The organism is Streptomyces sp. NPDC086519, from assembly GCF_040686075.1.
In the GTDB taxonomy this organism is placed as follows: Bacteria; Actinomycetota; Actinomycetes; order Streptomycetales; family Streptomycetaceae; genus Streptomyces; species Streptomyces shenzhenensis.
Map to the genome: position 1 here is coordinate 1 of NZ_JBFBJL010000022.1, position 16469 is coordinate 16469.

The 16469-nt window shown below is 72.3% G+C and carries 13 protein-coding genes and 1 pseudogene; 8 read left to right on the forward strand and 6 right to left on the reverse strand.

The genetic code is table 11. The annotated features are described in order from the left end of the window. Positions 1-402: 402 nt before the first annotated feature. Positions 403-2775 (forward strand): SpoIIE family protein phosphatase, encoded by a 2373-nt coding sequence (locus AB0P24_RS21710; RefSeq protein ID WP_365796342.1) that lies wholly within the window; start codon positions 403-405, stop codon positions 2773-2775. Positions 2776-3012: 237 nt separating this feature from the next. Here AB0P24_RS21710 and AB0P24_RS21715 read toward each other — a convergent pair whose 3' ends face one another. The 5 genes from AB0P24_RS21715 to AB0P24_RS21735 form a co-directional block, all read right to left on the reverse strand. Continuing rightward, positions 3013-4857 (reverse strand): M1 family aminopeptidase, encoded by a 1845-nt coding sequence (locus tag AB0P24_RS21715; RefSeq protein ID WP_365796344.1) that lies wholly within the window; start codon positions 4855-4857, stop codon positions 3013-3015. 158 nt (positions 4858-5015) lie between these two features. Next, complete coding sequence (locus AB0P24_RS21720) at positions 5016-5639, reverse strand: hypothetical protein (protein ID WP_365796346.1); 624 nt, start codon at positions 5637-5639, stop codon at positions 5016-5018. Continuing rightward, the gene (locus AB0P24_RS21725) at positions 5636-7339 is read right to left on the reverse strand and encodes a PHP domain-containing protein (protein WP_365796348.1); all 1704 of its coding nucleotides are present in this window, start codon (positions 7337-7339) and stop codon (positions 5636-5638) included. The genes AB0P24_RS21720 and AB0P24_RS21725 overlap by 4 nt, the downstream gene beginning before the upstream one ends. 223 nt (positions 7340-7562) lie before the next feature. Next, positions 7563-9752 (reverse strand): catalase/peroxidase HPI, encoded by a 2190-nt coding sequence (katG, locus tag AB0P24_RS21730; protein WP_365796350.1) that lies wholly within the window; start codon positions 9750-9752, stop codon positions 7563-7565. Positions 9753-9788: 36 nt separating this feature from the next. After that, positions 9789-10226 (reverse strand): Fur family transcriptional regulator, encoded by a 438-nt coding sequence (locus AB0P24_RS21735; protein ID WP_365796352.1) that lies wholly within the window; start codon positions 10224-10226, stop codon positions 9789-9791. Positions 10227-10435: 209 nt separating this feature from the next. Here AB0P24_RS21735 and AB0P24_RS21740 point away from each other — a divergent pair, with 209 nt between their 5' ends. From AB0P24_RS21740 to AB0P24_RS21760, 5 genes are all read left to right on the forward strand, one after another. After that, the gene (locus AB0P24_RS21740) at positions 10436-10786 is read left to right on the forward strand and encodes a sortase-dependent protein (protein WP_365796354.1); all 351 of its coding nucleotides are present in this window, start codon (positions 10436-10438) and stop codon (positions 10784-10786) included. After that, positions 10783-11394: a class F sortase gene (locus tag AB0P24_RS21745; RefSeq protein ID WP_365796356.1), complete on the forward strand. Its 612-nt coding sequence runs from the start codon at positions 10783-10785 to the stop codon at positions 11392-11394. Before AB0P24_RS21740 ends, AB0P24_RS21745 begins: the two co-directional genes overlap by 4 nt. A gap of 98 nt (positions 11395-11492) precedes the next feature. Then, positions 11493-11984: an RNA polymerase sigma factor gene (locus AB0P24_RS21750; protein ID WP_365796358.1), complete on the forward strand. Its 492-nt coding sequence runs from the start codon at positions 11493-11495 to the stop codon at positions 11982-11984. Continuing rightward, on the forward strand, positions 11968-12429 hold the full coding sequence (locus AB0P24_RS21755; RefSeq protein WP_365796360.1) for a hypothetical protein: 462 nt from the start codon (positions 11968-11970) through the stop codon (positions 12427-12429). Before AB0P24_RS21750 ends, AB0P24_RS21755 begins: the two co-directional genes overlap by 17 nt. 305 nt (positions 12430-12734) lie before the next feature. Continuing rightward, entirely contained in the window at positions 12735-13823 is a 1089-nt protein-coding gene (locus AB0P24_RS21760; protein WP_365796362.1) for an acyltransferase, read from the forward strand. On the opposite strand, the pseudogene AB0P24_RS21765 reads toward AB0P24_RS21760, so the two are convergent. After that, a pseudogene (locus AB0P24_RS21765) lies at positions 13810-14049 on the reverse strand (SDR family NAD(P)-dependent oxidoreductase); the annotation flags it as partial. The gene AB0P24_RS21760 and the pseudogene AB0P24_RS21765 overlap by 14 nt on opposite strands. Positions 14050-14335: 286 nt before the next feature. On the opposite strand from AB0P24_RS21765, the gene AB0P24_RS21770 reads away from it, so the two are divergent. Both AB0P24_RS21770 and AB0P24_RS21775 read left to right on the forward strand, forming a co-directional pair. Then, positions 14336-15280 carry an SGNH/GDSL hydrolase family protein gene (locus tag AB0P24_RS21770; RefSeq protein WP_365796364.1) on the forward strand — a complete coding sequence of 315 codons (945 nt, stop codon included), beginning with the start codon at positions 14336-14338 and terminating at the stop codon, positions 15278-15280. 383 nt (positions 15281-15663) lie between these two features. Next, positions 15664-16155, forward strand: a complete 492-nt coding sequence (locus AB0P24_RS21775; RefSeq protein WP_234534326.1) for a peptidylprolyl isomerase — start codon at positions 15664-15666, stop codon at positions 16153-16155. The last annotated feature ends 314 nt before the right edge of the window (positions 16156-16469 follow it).

Sequence of the window (16469 nt, forward strand, 5' to 3'; positions counted from 1 at the left end):
TCCTGGCCGCCCTGCGCGGCACCCCGGACGAACGCGAAGTGCCGCTGCACCTCTGCCTTCCCGGACCGTGCCGAGCGGCGTTCCCGCTGGACGACGGGCGTGAGGTCGGCAGGTCTTCGTGGTGCCCCGCGGCGGCCCCCGGCGGATGTCCGGGTGCCGCCGTGGGGCCGCGGAACCGGTCATGGGGGTTCCGGGGCCGCGTCGGGACCCTACGTACCCGGCGTGCCGCCGGTGCCATGCGTCCCGGAACGCCGACCGGCTGTGAGAGGGGAGCGGCGGGCGGCCTCGGGCGGTGATGTCCGTCGGGCATCGGCGTCCGCCGGGTACCCGGCGGCGGTGCGTGCGGTTGTCGTCCGCCGTGCGGCACGGGATGCTGAGGGAGCACGGAGGGAAGCGGTGCCCATGGATCGTTTTCCGAACGCGGCCGACGTCGAATTCCACAGTCCTCTGGACCTCACCAAGGCCGCGGCCGCGGTGCTGGACGCCGAAGGCCGCGTCTCGGGGTGGGGTTCCTCGGCCCAGCGTCTCCTCGGACATCCGCCCGAGGCCGTGCTCGGCCGGCCGGCGTCCCTGCTGCTGGCCGGGGACCCCGGACAGCGGCTCTCCGCGCTCTGCCGGGCGCCCCAGCCCCGCAGCACGGTGCTGGACCTGTCCCGCAGGGACGGGCGTACCCTGCGCGCGGCCGTGACCTTCAGTCCGCTCGCGCCCCAGGGCGTGGCCGCCACCGTCGTGGTCGCGGCGGAGCTGACGGCGCTGCGCGCCTGGGAGGCGCAGCTGGCCATGCTGCAGGGGCTGGCCACCGAGTCCTCCGTGGGCCTGACGATCTTCGACACCGACATGCGCGTCGTCTGGGGGAACGTCTCCACCGACCTGGAGCTGGCGGGGGTCGCCCAGTACGTCGGCCGTCCGGCCGCGGATCTCTTTCCCGAGGGTGAGTTCATCTCCCGCCACCACCCTCCGGACGAGGACCAGATCATGGAGCACGTGCTCACGACGGGCGAGCCGATCACGGGCATGCACTACCGGGGGCGGGCTCCCGCCGACCCGGTGCGCGAGCACGTCTGGTCCTGTTCGTACTACCGGCTGCTGGACGCCCGCGGCGAACCGCTGGGGCTGTTCGAGGAGTCGCTGGACATCACCGACCGCTACCGCGCCCAGGAGCGGCTGTCGCTGCTCGTGCGGGCGGGCAAGCGGATCGGGGCCTCGCTGGACGTGCGCCGTACGGCCGCGGAGCTCGCCGACGTGGCGGTGCCGCAGCTGGCCGACGAGGTGCTGGTGGACCTGCCGCCGGCGGTCATCGAGGGGCGGCAGCCGCCGACGGGTTCGGCGCCGGGGCACAGTCTGCTGCGGATGCACGGCCGGATCCCGGAGGAGTTCCGGACCAGTCCCGTCTCCTATCCCCCGTCGTCCCCGCAGGCGCTGAGCCTGGCCACCTGCCGCCCCGTCGTCGACGCCGCCCCGCCCGGAGCAGCGGGCGAACCGGCCCGGGGCGGACGCCGCTCCAGCCTGTTCGTCCCGCTGCTCGCCCGGGACGCGGTCCTCGGCCTCGCCACCTTCCGGCGCACCAGCAACCCCGACCCCTTCGGGCCCGAGGAGCAGACCCTCGCGGTGGAGCTGACCGAGCGCGCCGCCGTCGGCATCGACAACGCCCGCCGGTACACCAGCCAGCACGCGGCGGCCCTGGTCCTGCAGCGGAGCCTGCTGCCGCAGCACCTGCCCGAGCAGAGCGCGGTCGACGTGGCCTACCGCTATCTGCCCGCCGACAGCCGGGTGGGCGTGGGCGGCGACTGGTTCGACCTGATCCCGCTGTCCGGGGCCCGGGTGGGCCTGACCGTCGGGGACGTGGTCGGGCACGGCGTGCACGCGGCCGCGACGATGGGCCGGCTGCGCGCCACCGTACGGACCCTGGCCCTGCTGGACCTGGACCCGGCCGAGCTGCTCACCCGGCTCGACGGCCTGGTCGCGCAGGACTCCGAACCGCAGGCGGACGACGGGCTGGGCGAGGAGACGCTCGGGGTGACCTGCCTGTACGCGATCTACGACCCGGTCAGCGGGCGCTGTGTCTGGGCGAGCGCGGGCCATCCCCCGCCGGTCGTGGCCGACGCGAACGGCGCGGTGGCGCTGTCTGCGCTGGCGCCCGGGCCGCCCCTGGGGCTGGGCAGCCTGCCCTACGAGAACGTCGAGCTGAGCCTGTCCAACGGCAGCGTGGTGGCGTTCTTCACCGACGGCGTGGTGGAGGACCGGCGCACCGACATCGACAGCGGTATCGACCGTCTCGCCCATGTGCTCACCTGGCAGCGCTGCCCGCTGGAGGAGCTGTGCGACCGGGCGCTGGCAACCCTGCCGCCGGGGCCGCAGGCGGACGACGCCACGCTGCTGCTGGTGCGCACCCGGCGGCTGGGCGCCGGCCAGGTGGCGGACCTGGAGCTGCCGCCCGACCCCGCGATGGTGGCGCGGGCCCGCACGGACACCGAGCGTCAGCTGGAGAGCTGGGGCCTGTCCGAGCTCGCGTTCACCGCGGAGCTGGTGGTCAGCGAGCTGGTCACCAACAGCATCCGGTACTCCACCGGGCCCGTGCTGCTGAGGCTGATCAAGGACCGCAGCCTGTTGTGCGAGGTCTCCGACAACGCGCACACGGCACCGCATCTGCGGCGGGCCCGCCGGGACGACGAGGGCGGCCGCGGCCTGTTCCTCGTCGCGCAGATGTCCCAGCGCTGGGGCACCCGCTACACGGGCTCCGGGAAGACCATCTGGGCCGAACTGGCCCTTCCCTGACCTGAGCAGGCCCACGGCTGATCGAAGTGGGTCACGTGCTCCTGTCGCCGCGCCCTGCTCAGCTCTCCGGCTGTTCCTCGGCCTCGGCCTCGGCCGGTGCCGGTACGGCCGGTGCGGGCGTGCGGTGGAGGGGGCGGACCGGGTCGTCGCCCCTCCAGGGCATCGCCGCGCGCGGGACGGCCTGTGCTCGCGGCCGTCCCGCGCGCCTGTCCGGCCCCGGGAGGGGGGCCGAAGAGGTCAGCCGTCGATGCGGTGGGTGGTCCAGAACGACGTCAGGTCGGTGCTGGTGGCCGCCTGCGCCGCCGCCTTGAACTCGGCGGTGGTCGAGACGCCGTACCAGTGCGAGGTGGCGTAGCTCTTGAGCAGACCGGCCATGGCGGTGTCGCCGATGAGGCGGCGCAGGTCGTGCAGGGCGCACTTGCCGTAGCCGTAGACGACGGTGGAGTAGCGGGAGGAGTGGGCGTCCCAGTACGCCATCGAGTTGGTGATCTTCTCAGCGGACGAGGCCCAGGACACGCTGCTCCAGCAGTTGGTGCCGGTCAGTCCCTGCGCCAGGTCGGTGGCGTAGTCGGTGAACGCCTCGTCCAGCCAGGGGCTGTTGTACTCGTCGTCGCCGACGATGCCGTACCACCACTGGTGACCGATCTCGTGGGTGAGCGCGGTGGTGCTGACGAGGTCGAGGACGAAGCCGGGGTACTCCATGCCGCCGAACCAGAAGTTGTTGTCGATGACCGCGTCCAGCTCGCCGTAGGGGTAGGCCCCGAAGCGTCCCGCGTGGGCGTCGACGGCCGACTTGGCGGTGGAGAGCATCGACTGGGCGCTGGAGGAGCTGATGCCGGACACCGAGTAGATGTTGACCGGGACCCCGCCGGGGGAGGTGCCGGAGATCTTGGTGAACGGCCCGGCCGCCCAGGCGAAGTCACGGACCTGGGAGGCGGTCGCGGTGGTGACGGTACGGCCGCTGGAGCCGGGGGTGTCGGTGGAGGTGCCGGTCGCCGGGACCAGCAGGCTGGTGGGGTGGTCCAGGGTCACCTTGAAGTCGGCGGCCAGGGAGTAGAAGGACTCGCCGTTGTTGGTGTAGGGGTCCAGGTGCCAGCCGGATCCGTCCTGAACCGCGAGGACGGGCAGGGCGTTGCCGATCATGCTGAAGGAGCCGTCGTAGCCGAATCGGTCGGCGCCGCTGGGCACAGTGATGCCCAGGTCGAAGCCGATCGTGGTGCTCTGCCCCTGGGCCAGCGGTGTCGGCAGCGCGACCTCCAGCGCCGTGCAGGCGACCGAGAGCGCGCCCGCGGTGCCGCCGGTGACGTTGGTGACGGTGATCGGCGGGGCCGAGCAGGTGCCGTGGTAGTTGTCCCACAGCCTGAGGTAGACCTCGCTGAGCGCGGTCGCGGAGGCGTTGGTGAAGGTCACGCTCTCGTGGCCGGTCCAGCCGGTGCCGGTGGAGTTGCTGGTCAGGCTGACGGTGTACGACGGGGAGGCCGGGGTGCGGGTGGCGTCGCCCGGGGTGGTGGCGGCCGAGGTGTCCAGGGCGATGTCGTCCAGGACGAAGCTGGTCTGGAGGCTGGAGTCCTCGGTCCCGGAGAAGGCGACGGTCACGGTCTGGCCGGCGAACGCGGACACGTCGAACGACTTCTTCACGTACCCGGTGTTCTTGTCCAGGTTGGAGTAGGTCGCCAGCGTGGTGCTGCCGATCTTCGCGGTGAGTTTGTCGTAGGCCGTCGAGCTCGTCGTCTCGGCGGTGTCGGTGTGCAGCCAGAAGGAGAGGGTCGCGGCGCACCCGGAGGGGATGGTCACGCTCTGCGAGAGCGTGTCGGTGTGGGTCGCGCCGGTGCCGTCCAGCCAGGCGAAGCTGGTGCCGCCGTGGGCGGACTGGCCGGTGCGGCTGGTGATGACGCTGGTCGACGACTGGGTCCAGGGTGAAGTGCCGCTCTCGAAACCGCCGTTGGTGACCAGCTGGCTCGACGTGCAGGCGGCGGCGGAGGTCGTCGCCGCCGACGCCGTGGTGCCGGGCAGCAGGGCCGCGGCCAGTGCCATGACGGCCAACGCGCTGGTGGCGAGGGCCCTGTGGGGGGTCGATCTCACACGAAACTCCTTTGCAGGGGCCGGGATTCCGGCCTGCTCGGTGACCGCCGGTCCGACTGGGGTGCGCCGGGGTGGCCTCAGGTCACGCGTCATGAGTGGTGCGAGTCGGAAGCCTGACAGATTTGACCAAGCCATGTCACTAAGGGGTTACCCTCGCGTCAGTTGTGGTCCGCGCAGCACGGGGTGGGGTTGGGGACCTCGAAGGGGGCCAGCAGGCCGCCCGCCGCCGGGACCAGGGTGAGGGTGAGGGTTCCGGCGCGCCACTCGGGGCGTACGTGGTTCTGGGTCATCACCCGGGTGCTGCCGGGGAGTTCGCCGGCCGGCGCGCCGAGCACGACGAGGTGTTCGATGGCGGTCCGGTCCCGTACGTCCGCCACCGTGACCGTGCCGGTCAGCTGCTCCACGCCGGGATAGAGGACCGCCCGGCCGGTGCTCGGGGGCGCGGCTGCCGCCTGCCGCGCGGTGCCGACGGCCTCGGCCGGTCCGTGCGAGCGCTCGCCCAGGACGAGACCGGTCCCCGCCGGCAGCGCCGTCAGCAGTTCCTGCCACACCGTGTCCGTGCCCGCCTGCGTGGCCGCGTCCGTGCCCGGCAGGGTCAGCGAGATCGCCGTACCCCGGCGTTCGTCGGTGCGGAACAGGTGGGTGCAGGCGAACGCGCCCGCCGGGAGCGCGAGCCGGTCCCGCAGCTCGTGGATCAGGTGATCGGCCTCGCGCGGGGTAGCCGTACCGGCGTCCACCCCGATGACGGAGTGGACGCCGGACGCGATGTGCGGGGAGGTCATGCGGGCAGGACCCACATCGGGTTGGAGTAGAACCACAGGTCCTTCCACGGGTCGGCGTCGCCGAGGACGTCGATGGCCGGGCCGGCCGGGTCCACGGCGGCACCGTTGACGCCGACCGCGGAGCGGTTGCCGTCGGTACCGCGCAGCCGGACGTAGACCGGCTTGTCGAGGCGGCCGAGGGAGTACGTCAGTTTGACCGAGCCGGTCGCCTTGTCGACCTCGAAGGACTTCACGACCTTGGTGGCGGGCGTGGCGAAGGTGTCCTTGTCGGAGACCGCACCGGTGACATCGCCCTGGATGACGTCGACGCGGGCCAGCGAGGGCACGAACTGGGCCCAGTTGGGGCCGTTGGCAAGGCTGATCTCGACGACGAGGTCGACCCGGCTGCCCTTGCGGACCTGGAGCACCCCGCCCAGGGTCACCGCGCGGGATCCGGAGCGCAGCTGGGCGTTCAGGCCGCTGATCAGGCCGCCGTGGTCGACCCAGACCCGGCCCGCGCGGATGCCGTCCATGACCGACTTGTAGGAGAAGGAGGCCGCGCCGACATGGGTGCGGGAGTACTGGCCGGGCCAGAAGTCGGTGTCGGTGAGGCTGATGCCGGTGCCGTAGACCGGGTCCTCGTAACGGCCGTTGGCGCTGAAGTCACTGTTCGGGCCGCGCACCGCGGTGTCGGCGTAGACGTTGTGGGAGTCGGAGTTGACGGTGATCCACCAGGGCTTGCCCTCGGCGAGCAGGCTGTCCCACAGGCCGCCGACGGTGGCGGTCATCCAGTCGAAGCCGCCCCAGGTGCGGTAGCTCTCCAGGGGGTAACCGGCAAAGGAGTCGGCGCTCGGGCTGTTGTCGTAGATGCCGCGGGCCGATCCGGGGCCGTTCGGCTTGGGCAGGCCGCCTGCCTGGTGGCCGGGGGCGCCCTCGAAACCGACGGCGATCGACGGCTGGGCGTCGCGCCAGGCGCGGATCTCGTGCGGGGAGTCGATGCCCTTGCGCGCCGGGTGGTTGGCGAGGAACAGGACGTCCTTGACGGTGCGGCGCTGCACCTGCTCGGCGAGGAAGTTGAGGCCGGAGATGGCCAGCGCCTCGTTGGCGGGGGTGCTGGCGGAGGCGCCCTTCACCGAGCCGTCGAAGGAGGTCTCGAACTCCTTGAGGACGGCGACCTCGTTCTTGCCGGGGTGGACGAAGACCGTGCCGTGCTCGGCGGCCGGGATGTTCCACTCCAGGCCCTGGAAGACCAGCGTGTCGTCGATCTGGTCACGGGCGGCGACGATGTCCGGGTTGACCTTCTCGACACCGATCCTGGCGTGGGTCTCGCTGCCGTGGTCGGTGATGACCATCCAGTCCAGGCCGTGCGCGTTGGCCTGCCGGACGTGGTCGATGACCCGGTACTTGCCGTCGGAGCTGTGCTGGGTGTGGATGTGGTGGTCGCCGGCCAGCCACAGGTAGCCGCCGGAACGGCCGTCGTGGGAGTTGGCGGCGGAGACCGAGGCGGCGGCCTGGCCCGCGCCGGCGAGGACACTGCCCGCCGCGAGGCCGGCGCCCAGCAGGCCGGTGCGGCGCAGCATCGAGCGGCGGGAGAGCTGACCGGGCGTCAGCTCCGCGTCCGGGACGGACAGATCGAGGGCGGGCGGCAGCGAGGCGGCGTCGCCGTCCACGTGATGGTGATGGTGGTGGTGACCGTGGTCGTGGCTGTGACCGTGGCTCATGCTCGGAACTCCCGCGGGCGGCCGGTACAGGGGGTGACTCGGGACGTGCAGAGTCTGCGAAGGCCGCGTGAACAACGGGAGTCGAGGTCATGGTGGAGTAAAGAACGACTCATGTGCAGCGTGCTATGCACGCGCCCCGGTGGGGAGTCGGTCAGGGAGCCGTGAGCACGCCGGTGCCCGGCCCGGCCCACGGGGGCCGGTCCGGGCATCGGGTGCCGGGTGGTCAGACCAGGTCGAACCGGTCCGCGTTCGCGACCTTCGTCCAGGCGGCGACGAAGTCCTTCACGAACTTCTCCTTGGCGTCGTCGCCGGCGTAGACCTCGGCCACCGCGCGCAGCTCGGAGTTGGAGCCGAAGACCAGGTCGGCACGGGTGCCGGTCCACTTGACCGCACCGCTCGCGTCGCGGCCCTCGAAGGTGGACTGGTCCTCGGAGGTCGACGTCCAGGTCGTGCCCATGTCGAGCAGGTTGACGAAGAAGTCGTTGGTCAGCACGCCCGGCGTCTCGGTGAGCACGCCGTGCTTCGACTGGCCCTGGTTGGCGCCGAGGACGCGCAGACCGCCGACGAGGACGGTCAGCTCGGGGGCGCTCAGGCCGAGCAGGTTGGCACGGTCGAGGAGCAGGTACTCGGCGCGCAGGCGGTTGCCCTTGCCGATGTAGTTGCGGAAGCCGTCCGAGGTCGGCTCCAGGGCCGCGAAGGACTCGGCGTCCGTGTGCTCGTCGGTCGCGTCGACACGGCCCGGGGTGAAGGGCACCTCGATGTCGACACCGCCGTCCTTGGCGGCCTTCTCCACCGCGGCGGCACCGCCGAGGACGATCAGGTCGGCCAGGGAGACCTTCTTGGCGCCGGTGTTGAAGTCCCGCTGGACACCCTCCAGGACGCGCAGCACCTGGGCGAGCTCGTCGGGGTCGTTGACCTCCCAGCCGCGCTGCGGCTCCAGGCGGATGCGGGCACCGTTGGCGCCGCCGCGCTTGTCACTGCCGCGGAACGTCGAGGCCGACGCCCAGGCGGCCTTGACCAGCTGCGAGACGGTCAGGCCCGAGTCGAGGAGCTTGGCCTTCAGGGCCGCGACGTCGGCCGCGTCGATGAGCTCGCCCTCGCGCTCCGGCAGCGGGTCCTGCCAGATCAGCGTCTCCTCCGGGACCTCCGGGCCGAGGTACAGGGACTTCGGGCCCATGTCACGGTGGGTCAGCTTGAACCAGGCGCGGGCGAACGCGTCCGCGAACTGGTCGGGGTTCTCGTGGAAGCGGCGCGAGATCGGCTCGTAGATCGGGTCGAAGCGCAGCGACAGGTCGGTGGTGAGCATCGTGGGCAGACGCTTCTTCGACGGGTCGTGCGCGTCGGGGATGATCGCCTCGGCGTCCTTGGCGACCCACTGCTTGGCGCCGGCCGGGGACTCGGTCAGCTCCCACTCGTAGCCGAAGAGGATGCTGAAGAAATCGTTGCTCCACTGGGTGGGCTTGGTGGTCCAGGTGACCTCCAGGCCGCTGGTGATCGCGTCGCCGCCCTTGCCGGTGCCGAAGGTGCTCTTCCAGCCGAGGCCCTGCTGCTCGATGGGCGCGCCCTCGGGCTCGGCGCCCACGTTCTCGGCGGGGCCGGCGCCGTGGGTCTTGCCGAAGGTGTGGCCGCCGGCGATGAGCGCGACGGTCTCCTCGTCGTTCATCGCCATCCGGCGGAACGTCTCGCGGATGTCGCGGGCCGCGGCGATCGGGTCCGGGTTTCCGTTGGGGCCCTCCGGGTTGACGTAGATCAGGCCCATCTGGACGGCGCCGAGCGGGTTCTCCAGGTCACGGTCGCCGGTGTAGCGCTGGTCGTCCAGCCAGACCTTCTCGGGACCCCAGTAGACGTCGTCCTCCGGCTCCCAGACGTCCTCGCGGCCGCCGCCGAAGCCGAAGGTCTTGAAGCCCATCGACTCCAGGGCCACGTTGCCGGTGAGGATCATGAGGTCGGCCCAGGAGATGGCCTGGCCGTACTTCTTCTTGACCGGCCACAGCAGACGGCGCGCCTTGTCGAGGTTGCCGTTGTCCGGCCAGCTGTTGAGCGGGGCGAAGCGCTGCTGGCCGGCGCCGGCGCCACCGCGGCCGTCGGAGATGCGGTAGGTGCCCGCGCTGTGCCAGGCCATGCGGATCATCAGCGGACCGTAGTTGCCGAAGTCGGCCGGCCACCAGTCCTGCGAGCTGGTGAGCACCTCCGCGATGTCACGTTTCACGGCCGCGAGGTCGAGGTTCTGGAACGCCTCGGCGTAGTCGAAACCCTCGTCGAGCGGGTTCGCGACGGCGGGGTTCTTGGCAAGGATCTTCAGGTTGAGCCCCTCGGGCCACCACTGGCGGTTGCCACCGCCCTGGGTGGGGTGCGGAGCGCGGTCGTGCGCGACGGGGCACTGGCCCGCGGCGCTCTCCTGGGTCTCAGACATGGGGGAAATCCTTCCGGAATGGGCGGATCAACGTACTCAGGAACCGTTGACGGTGGAACAGGCGGGGCACAGGCCCCAGTAGATGACCTCGGCCTCGTCGATCGCGAAGCCGTGGTCGTCCGAAGCGGTCAGGCACGGGGCGTCGCCGACCGCGCAGTCGACGTCGGCGACGGCACCGCACGACCGGCACAGGACGTGGTGGTGGTTGTCGCCGACGCGTCCCTCGAACCGGGCCGGGCTGCCGGCCGGTTCGATACGGCGTATGAGTCCTGCCGTGGTGAGCGCGTGCAGCGCGTCGTACACGGCTTGGAGCGATATGTGGCCTACGCGCTCACGGACCCCGGAGGCGATGGCCTCGACGTCGAGGTGGTCGCCGTGACGGACGGTCTCCAGCAGCGCGACACGGGCGGCCGTCACCCGCAGGCCGGCATCGCGCAGCTCAGCGGCGGTCGTCGGGGGCTGGGATGCGGTCATGGCACCAACCTATCCCCTTAAACACGAGCGATTCAAGAAAACAAACCACTCAAGTCTGGTGGCGAACCGGACAACATCCGCCTCACCGCGCCCACGCCGCACGCCTTTGCCATCTCTTTACAACCCGCCCCGGTGCCGGGTCGTCTCTCCGCTCGATCCGTAACTCAGCCCGCCCCGATCACCGCGGGCCGACGAAAGAGAGCGTCTTCATGCGCCGAACTGTCCTGAGCGCCACGGCACTGGCCTGCACCGCCGTCCTGGCGGCCACCGTGCCCGCGTTCGCCGACGGGACCACCCCGCGCCCGGTCCCCACCGTCGTGCCGTCCAAGGTCCCCTCCGCCGCGCAGTCCGCCCGCCCGTCCGAGGCCCCCTCCCCCGTGCCGACGCGGGACAGGGGCCAGGTCGCCGCCGTACCGGCGGGCGCGCCCGACACCGGGGTGACGGAGTCCTCCTCGGGCTCCGGGTCCGAGGGAGCGCTGATCGGCGGGGGCGCGGCGGCAGCGCTCGCCGCAGGTGCGGTGCTGTTCACCGTCCGTCGCCGCCGGGCCACCGGGGCATGACCTCGCTCTCCAGGCGCGCCTTCGTCACCGCCGCGACGGCCTCGCTGCTGGCGGGCTGTGCGGAAGCGGCACCTCACCAGGTGGCCACGACCGTCCACCGGAGCCGGCCGCCCGCGCCCACCGCCACGCCCACGGCGCACACCGCGCTCGGCCGTTCCGTGCCGGTCCGGCTGCGCATCCCGGCGATCGGGGTCGACACCCCGCTGCTCCGGCTGGGCCTCGCGGCCGACGGCACCGTGCAGGTACCGCCGATCACCGCGCACGACCGGGCGGGCTGGTACCGCTACTCGCCCACCCCTGGCCAGGTCGGCCCGTCGGTCGTCCTCGGCCATGTCACGGTCGGCAGCTACGGGGACGGCGTCTTCCGGCGCCTCGCGGAGCTGCGCCGGGGCGACGAGGTCGAGACGCGTCTGGAGAACGGCAGGTCGGCGGTGTTCACCGTCGGCGAGGTGCGGACGGTCGCCAAGGCCCAGTTCCCGACCAAGGACGTGTACGGGTACGTGGACCGCCCGGAGCTGCGGCTGATCACCTGCGGCGGTCCGCGCAGCGGCCACGGCTACCTCGACAACGTGATCGTCTTCGCCACGCTGACCGGCACGCGGAGCTGATCCAGGAGATGCCGGTCCGGCGGAACGAACGCCGCCGGACCGGCATCCTCCCCCACGGACCAGCGAACCCACGAGTACCCCCACGACCCTGGAGAACGTTGAAACGGTCCCGTGACAAGGCGGCCTCCGAGCTCTTCGCCGCCCTGTACCCGCGCCTGGCCGGCTGGTGCCGCCGTCTGGTCGACGACGACGAGACGGCGCACGAGATCGCCTCGGAGGCGTTCACCCGGCTGTGGGCCCGGTGGACGTCGGTGGAGGAGCCGCGCGGCTTCCTCTACGTCACCGCGGCGAACCTCGTCCGGGACCACTGGCGCAAGCTGGAGCGCGAGCGCCGGGCCGTGCGCCGCGTCGGCTCGGAGGCCGCGACCCGCCCGCACGCCGAGCAGACCGATCCCTCGGTACGGCTGCTGGTGCAGGCCCTGCCGGAGCGACTGCGGGTGCCGATCCTGCTGCACTACTACGCTGACATGCCGATCCGGGAGGTGTCCGAGCTGACCGGGCGGAAGGAAGGAACCGTCAAGGCCGATCTGCACGCGGCCCGGGAACTGCTCCGCGTCCATCTGAGGAGAAGCCTTGATCACACGCTTTGACGACGAGCCGGAGTTCGACGGCCCGGACGATCCCCTTGCGGTCATCCTGCGACCGCCCGCCGCCCATCTCGGGCCGCCGCCGGGCCGCTACGAGGAGATCCGTCGCACCGCGAGCCGCCGCCGGCTGGTCCGAGCCGCGGCCGGAGCCGGGGTGACCTGTGCCGTCGCCGTGCTCGTGGCCCTGCCGCTGCACCTGACGGCATCCTCGGCGCCGACGACCCCGACGGTGCCCCTCGCGCCGCCGGCCGTCCGCCCCGCGGCTCCGGCGGACCGCCCCTCGCCGTCCCCGACGCCCGCCAGTCCCGGTCCGAGCCGCAGCGCCGCGTCCTCCAAGAGGGAGACCACCGAGGCTCCCGTCGGCAGGCCGTCGACGGACCCTTCGGCGGTCCGGACCATGCCCTCCGGCACCCGGCAGAGCGTCGTCGCCACGCCGTCCCGCCCATGACGGCGTCAACCGCGCACCGGACGAGTCATCCGTTCGTTTCGTTGCTGTGGCGTTTCGGCACACCGCCCCCGGGCCAAAAGCGCGGGCCAGGGCGTCACGCCTGCGAGTGAGGGGCGCGGCGAGAGCCGTGGTCCGCGCCCGCCGTCCGGGTAGGGTCGCACCCGCCCGTCCGGCCCGCGCGGCCCGTATGGCCGAGGCCTTACCTCGGCGTTGGTGTGATGTTCGTCCGTGGCCGGAGTGAAAGGTGTGGAACGGGCAACGCTCCGTTTCATGCTCCACGCGCGAACCCTCCGGCAGGTGACTCGATGACGACGGCGACCCAGGCCCCTTTGACCGCTCCGGCCGCCGCGCCACCCGCCCGCACCCCGCCGTCCGCCCCCGCCCCCGCACTGCCCTCGCTGACCGGACTGAGATGGATGGCCGCGCTGCTGGTCTTCGGGCTGCACGTGCACAACTTCCGCTATTTCGGCGGCGCCGGCGGCCGGTTCGTGTCCTGGGGGTTCGAGGCCGGCGCCTCGGGGGTGTCGTTCTTCTTCGTCCTCTCCGGGTTCGTGCTGATGTGGTCCGCGCGGCCGGGTGACCGGGCGGCGCGCTTCTGGTGGCGACGGGTCGCCCGGGTCTACCCCGTGCACCTGGTCACCGCCGCCGTCGCGCTGGTCATGGTGTGCACGCTGCCCCGCCAGCCGAAGCCGACCCTGCTGCAGGGGCTGGCCGACGTCTTCCTGGTGCACTCCTGGTGGCGGCCGTGGTGGCAGACGCTGGACCCGGTCAGCTGGTCGCTGGCCTGCGAGGCCTTCTTCTACGCCGCGTTCCCGCTGCTGGCACTGCTGCTGCGCCGCCTGGGCGCGCGGGGCGCCGCGGCGCTGGCCGCACTGGCCGCGCTGACGGTGCTGGCGCTGGCCTGGACGGACGCGCACCACTGCTGGACGCAGCCGATCAGCTCCTTCCCGGCCGCCCGGCTGCCGGAGTTCGTGCTGGGCGCGGCCACCGCGCGGCTGGTGCTGCTCGGCCGGTGGCGCGGCCCGGGGCTGGAGGCCTCGCTGGCGCTGGCGATCATCGGCTACTTCCTGGTCCCGCAGGTCACCGCCGACTTCGCGGCCACCGCCTGCACCCTCACGGGCTTCGCGCTGCTCATCCCGGCGGCGGCCCTCGCGGACCTGCACGGCCTGCCCTCGCTGTGGCGGCGCCGGTGGCTGGTCCGCCTCGGCGAACTGTCCTTCGCGTTCTACATGGTCCATCTGCTCGTGCTGCGGGCGGGCACCCATCTGCTCGGCACCCGCCCGCGTTACGACCTGCTCACCGGCGCGGCCGTCGCCACCGTCGCGTTCGCCGTGTCGCTGGGCCTGTCCTGGCTCGTCCACGACGGGTCCCGGTGGCGATCCCGGCGTTGTTGACGAGGACGGTGACGTCCTGCGCCTGCTCGGCGACCGCGGCCACGGAGCCGGGGTCGGTCACCTCCAGGGCCAGGGCGACGGCGTCGGGGTGGGTGACGGTGCGCGGGTCGCGGGCGGTCGCGTAGACCTTGCCGGCTCCGCGTGCGTACAGCTCCTCCACCAGCGCCTTTCCGACGCCTCGGCTGCCGCCGGTGACGAGGACGACGGAATCCTTGATCGCGGTCATGAGACTCACACTCCAGCCCAACAGAGAATCGGGAAACCGATCGGTTTCCATCGGTCGCCGACCATCGTAAACCGATCGGTTTCCAGGTTCAATTCGCGAAGGCCGCCCTCCGGCCGCCGGCCGGACCCGTGGTCCGCACGGGCCGAGGGAGTTGCTCGATCCAGTTCCTTGCGTCCGACCTCTGGCTGCGGACTCCTACCGGGCGGTATACAGACCCCCGACACACGCGCGCGGACCGCCCGCCGGGACCGGTTCCGTGCGCGTCCTGGTTCCAGGGGGGATCTCCATGGCGTACGGCATCCCGTCCGACGGTTCGGCGAGACGGCGCCGGCGGAAGGCCACCGTGGCGGCGGCACTGGGCGGCTGCGCCCTGGTGGCCGCGTCCACGACACCGGCCGCGGCGCACGACGGCGACCCCGGTCACGACCGCGGCACCGGTTATGTGGCGCTCGGCGACTCCTACACCTCGGGCCCGGTCATCCCGACCCAGGTCGACGCGAACTGCGCCCGCTCCGACCACAACTACCCCTCGCTGGTGGCGGCGGCCCGGCACGTGAGCGCGTTCAAGGACGTGAGCTGTGCCGGTGCGACGACCGCCGAGATGTGGCAGGCACAGGGCACCAACGGGCCCCAGCTCGACGCCGTGCAGCGCGGCACCGGCCTGGTGACCGTCCAGATCGGCGGCAACGACGTGGGGTTCGGCTCCATCATCGCCACCTGCGCGGCCCTCAGCTCCAAGGACCTGACGGGCAACCCCTGCCAGCAGTACTACAACGCGTCGGGCACCGACCAGCTGACGCTCAACATCGCGCAGACCGCGCCCAAGGTCGACAAGGTGCTGCGCGCGATCCGCGCCCGGGCCCCGCACGCCCGGATCCTCGTCGTCGGCTACCCCGACCTGCTGCCGGACGACGGCAGCGGCTGCTACCCGACGGTGCCGTTCGCGGCCAAGGACTTCCCCTACCTCCGCGACACCGGGAAGCGGCTGAACCTCATGCTGCGCATGGTCGCCGCCTGGAACGGCGCCCGGTACGTGGACACGTACGGCCCGACGGTCGGCCACGACATGTGCAAGGCCCCCGCCGACCGCTGGATCGAACCCCTCCAGCCGGCCTCCCCGGCCGCCCCGGCGCACCCCAATGCCAAGGGAGAGGCGGCCATGGCCCAGGCCGTGCTCAATCGCCTGGAGCGGCGCGACCACGGGTTCGTGGGCAGCGGCCTGGGCGGGTAGCCGCGCAGTACGAGGGACGTGGTGACCGGGCCGTGGCGGGCCGGGGGGTCCACTGCCCGATCCCCGTGGACCGGCGTTCCCGGGCGCGGCGGCGCCGACGTTCCTGGAGCTGTCCGGCCGGCCGCTGCCCGGCCCGGCCCTGGCGTTGGCGAGCGACGACGACCCCTACGCCGATGCCGCGGCCTCCGCCGAGCCGGCGGCGGGCCGGCGGGCGCCGGGGTACTCCGTCGGCGGGCACGGCCGCCACTTTCCGCGAGCGGCCTCGGTGACCGGCCCGTCGGCCGGGAGCTCCTGCATCCCCTGATGGGCACCCGAGCGGCCCCGGCACCGCGACACCCCGGGCTGTGCGGCCCCGTAGGACGGTTCGCGATAGGTTGACCTGCATGAGCGACAACGTTTATTTCGACATCTCGATCAACAACGAGCCGGCCGGCCGGATCGTGTTCAACCTGTTCGACGACGTGGTGCCGCAGACGGCCCGCAACTTCCGTGAGCTCGCCACCGGGCAGAACGGCTTCGGCTACGCCGGTTCCGCCTTCCACCGGATCATCCCTCAGTTCATGCTCCAGGGCGGTGACTTCACCCGTGGTGACGGCACCGGCGGCAAGAGCATCTACGGCGAGAAGTTCAAGGACGAGAACTTCCAGCTCAAGCACGACCGGCCGTACCTGCTGAGCATGGCCAACGCGGGCCGCAACACCAACGGCTCGCAGTTCTTCGTCACCACCGTCGTGACGTCCTGGCTGGACGGCAAGCACGTGGTCTTCGGTGAGGTCGTCGAGGGCCAGGACATCGTCGACAAGATCGAGAGCTACGGCTCCCAGAGCGGCGCCCCCAAGGCCAAGGTCGAGATCACGGCGAGCGGCACCGTCTGATCCCGGACCGGCGTTCTTCCACGGGGGACCGGGCGGCCCGTCCGGTCCCCCGGCGCCGCTCACCCGCTGAGCCGTGCGCGGTGAGGTGTGCCGGCGCCTCGGCCGGTTCCTCGCAGGCCTGCGCGACGGAGAGCCGCGTGCTGTGCTGCTCGGTGATCTCGGCCGACAGCAGCAGGGCCGGCACGCCGGTGCCGTCCGCCGCGGCGAGCGGCCGTGGCCGTCACCGCCGCGAACAGGGCGCACCGCATGCTCCCCGCCGGCCGGAACCGCAGCGCGGCCCGGTCAGCGGCATGGCCGGGTGCGGTCAGCCGTCA

Bases quoted from the DNA above. Each gene is read 5' to 3' on its own strand.
- AB0P24_RS21710 (WP_365796342.1), top strand. From the start codon at position 403: ATGGATCGTTTTCCGAACGCGGCCGACGTCGAATTCCACAGTCCTCTG.
- AB0P24_RS21720 (WP_365796346.1), bottom strand. From the start codon at position 5,639: ATGACCTCCCCGCACATCGCGTCCGGCGTCCACTCCGTCATCGGGGTG.
- AB0P24_RS21725 (WP_365796348.1), bottom strand. From the start codon at position 7,339: ATGAGCCACGGTCACAGCCACGACCACGGTCACCACCACCATCACCAT.
- katG (WP_365796350.1), bottom strand. From the start codon at position 9,752: ATGTCTGAGACCCAGGAGAGCGCCGCGGGCCAGTGCCCCGTCGCGCAC.
- AB0P24_RS21735 (WP_365796352.1), bottom strand. From the start codon at position 10,226: ATGACCGCATCCCAGCCCCCGACGACCGCCGCTGAGCTGCGCGATGCC.
- AB0P24_RS21740 (WP_365796354.1), top strand. From the start codon at position 10,436: ATGCGCCGAACTGTCCTGAGCGCCACGGCACTGGCCTGCACCGCCGTC.
- AB0P24_RS21745 (WP_365796356.1), top strand. From the start codon at position 10,783: ATGACCTCGCTCTCCAGGCGCGCCTTCGTCACCGCCGCGACGGCCTCG.
- AB0P24_RS21760 (WP_365796362.1), top strand. From the start codon at position 12,735: ATGACGACGGCGACCCAGGCCCCTTTGACCGCTCCGGCCGCCGCGCCA.
- AB0P24_RS21770 (WP_365796364.1), top strand. From the start codon at position 14,336: ATGGCGTACGGCATCCCGTCCGACGGTTCGGCGAGACGGCGCCGGCGG.
- AB0P24_RS21775 (WP_234534326.1), top strand. From the start codon at position 15,664: ATGAGCGACAACGTTTATTTCGACATCTCGATCAACAACGAGCCGGCC.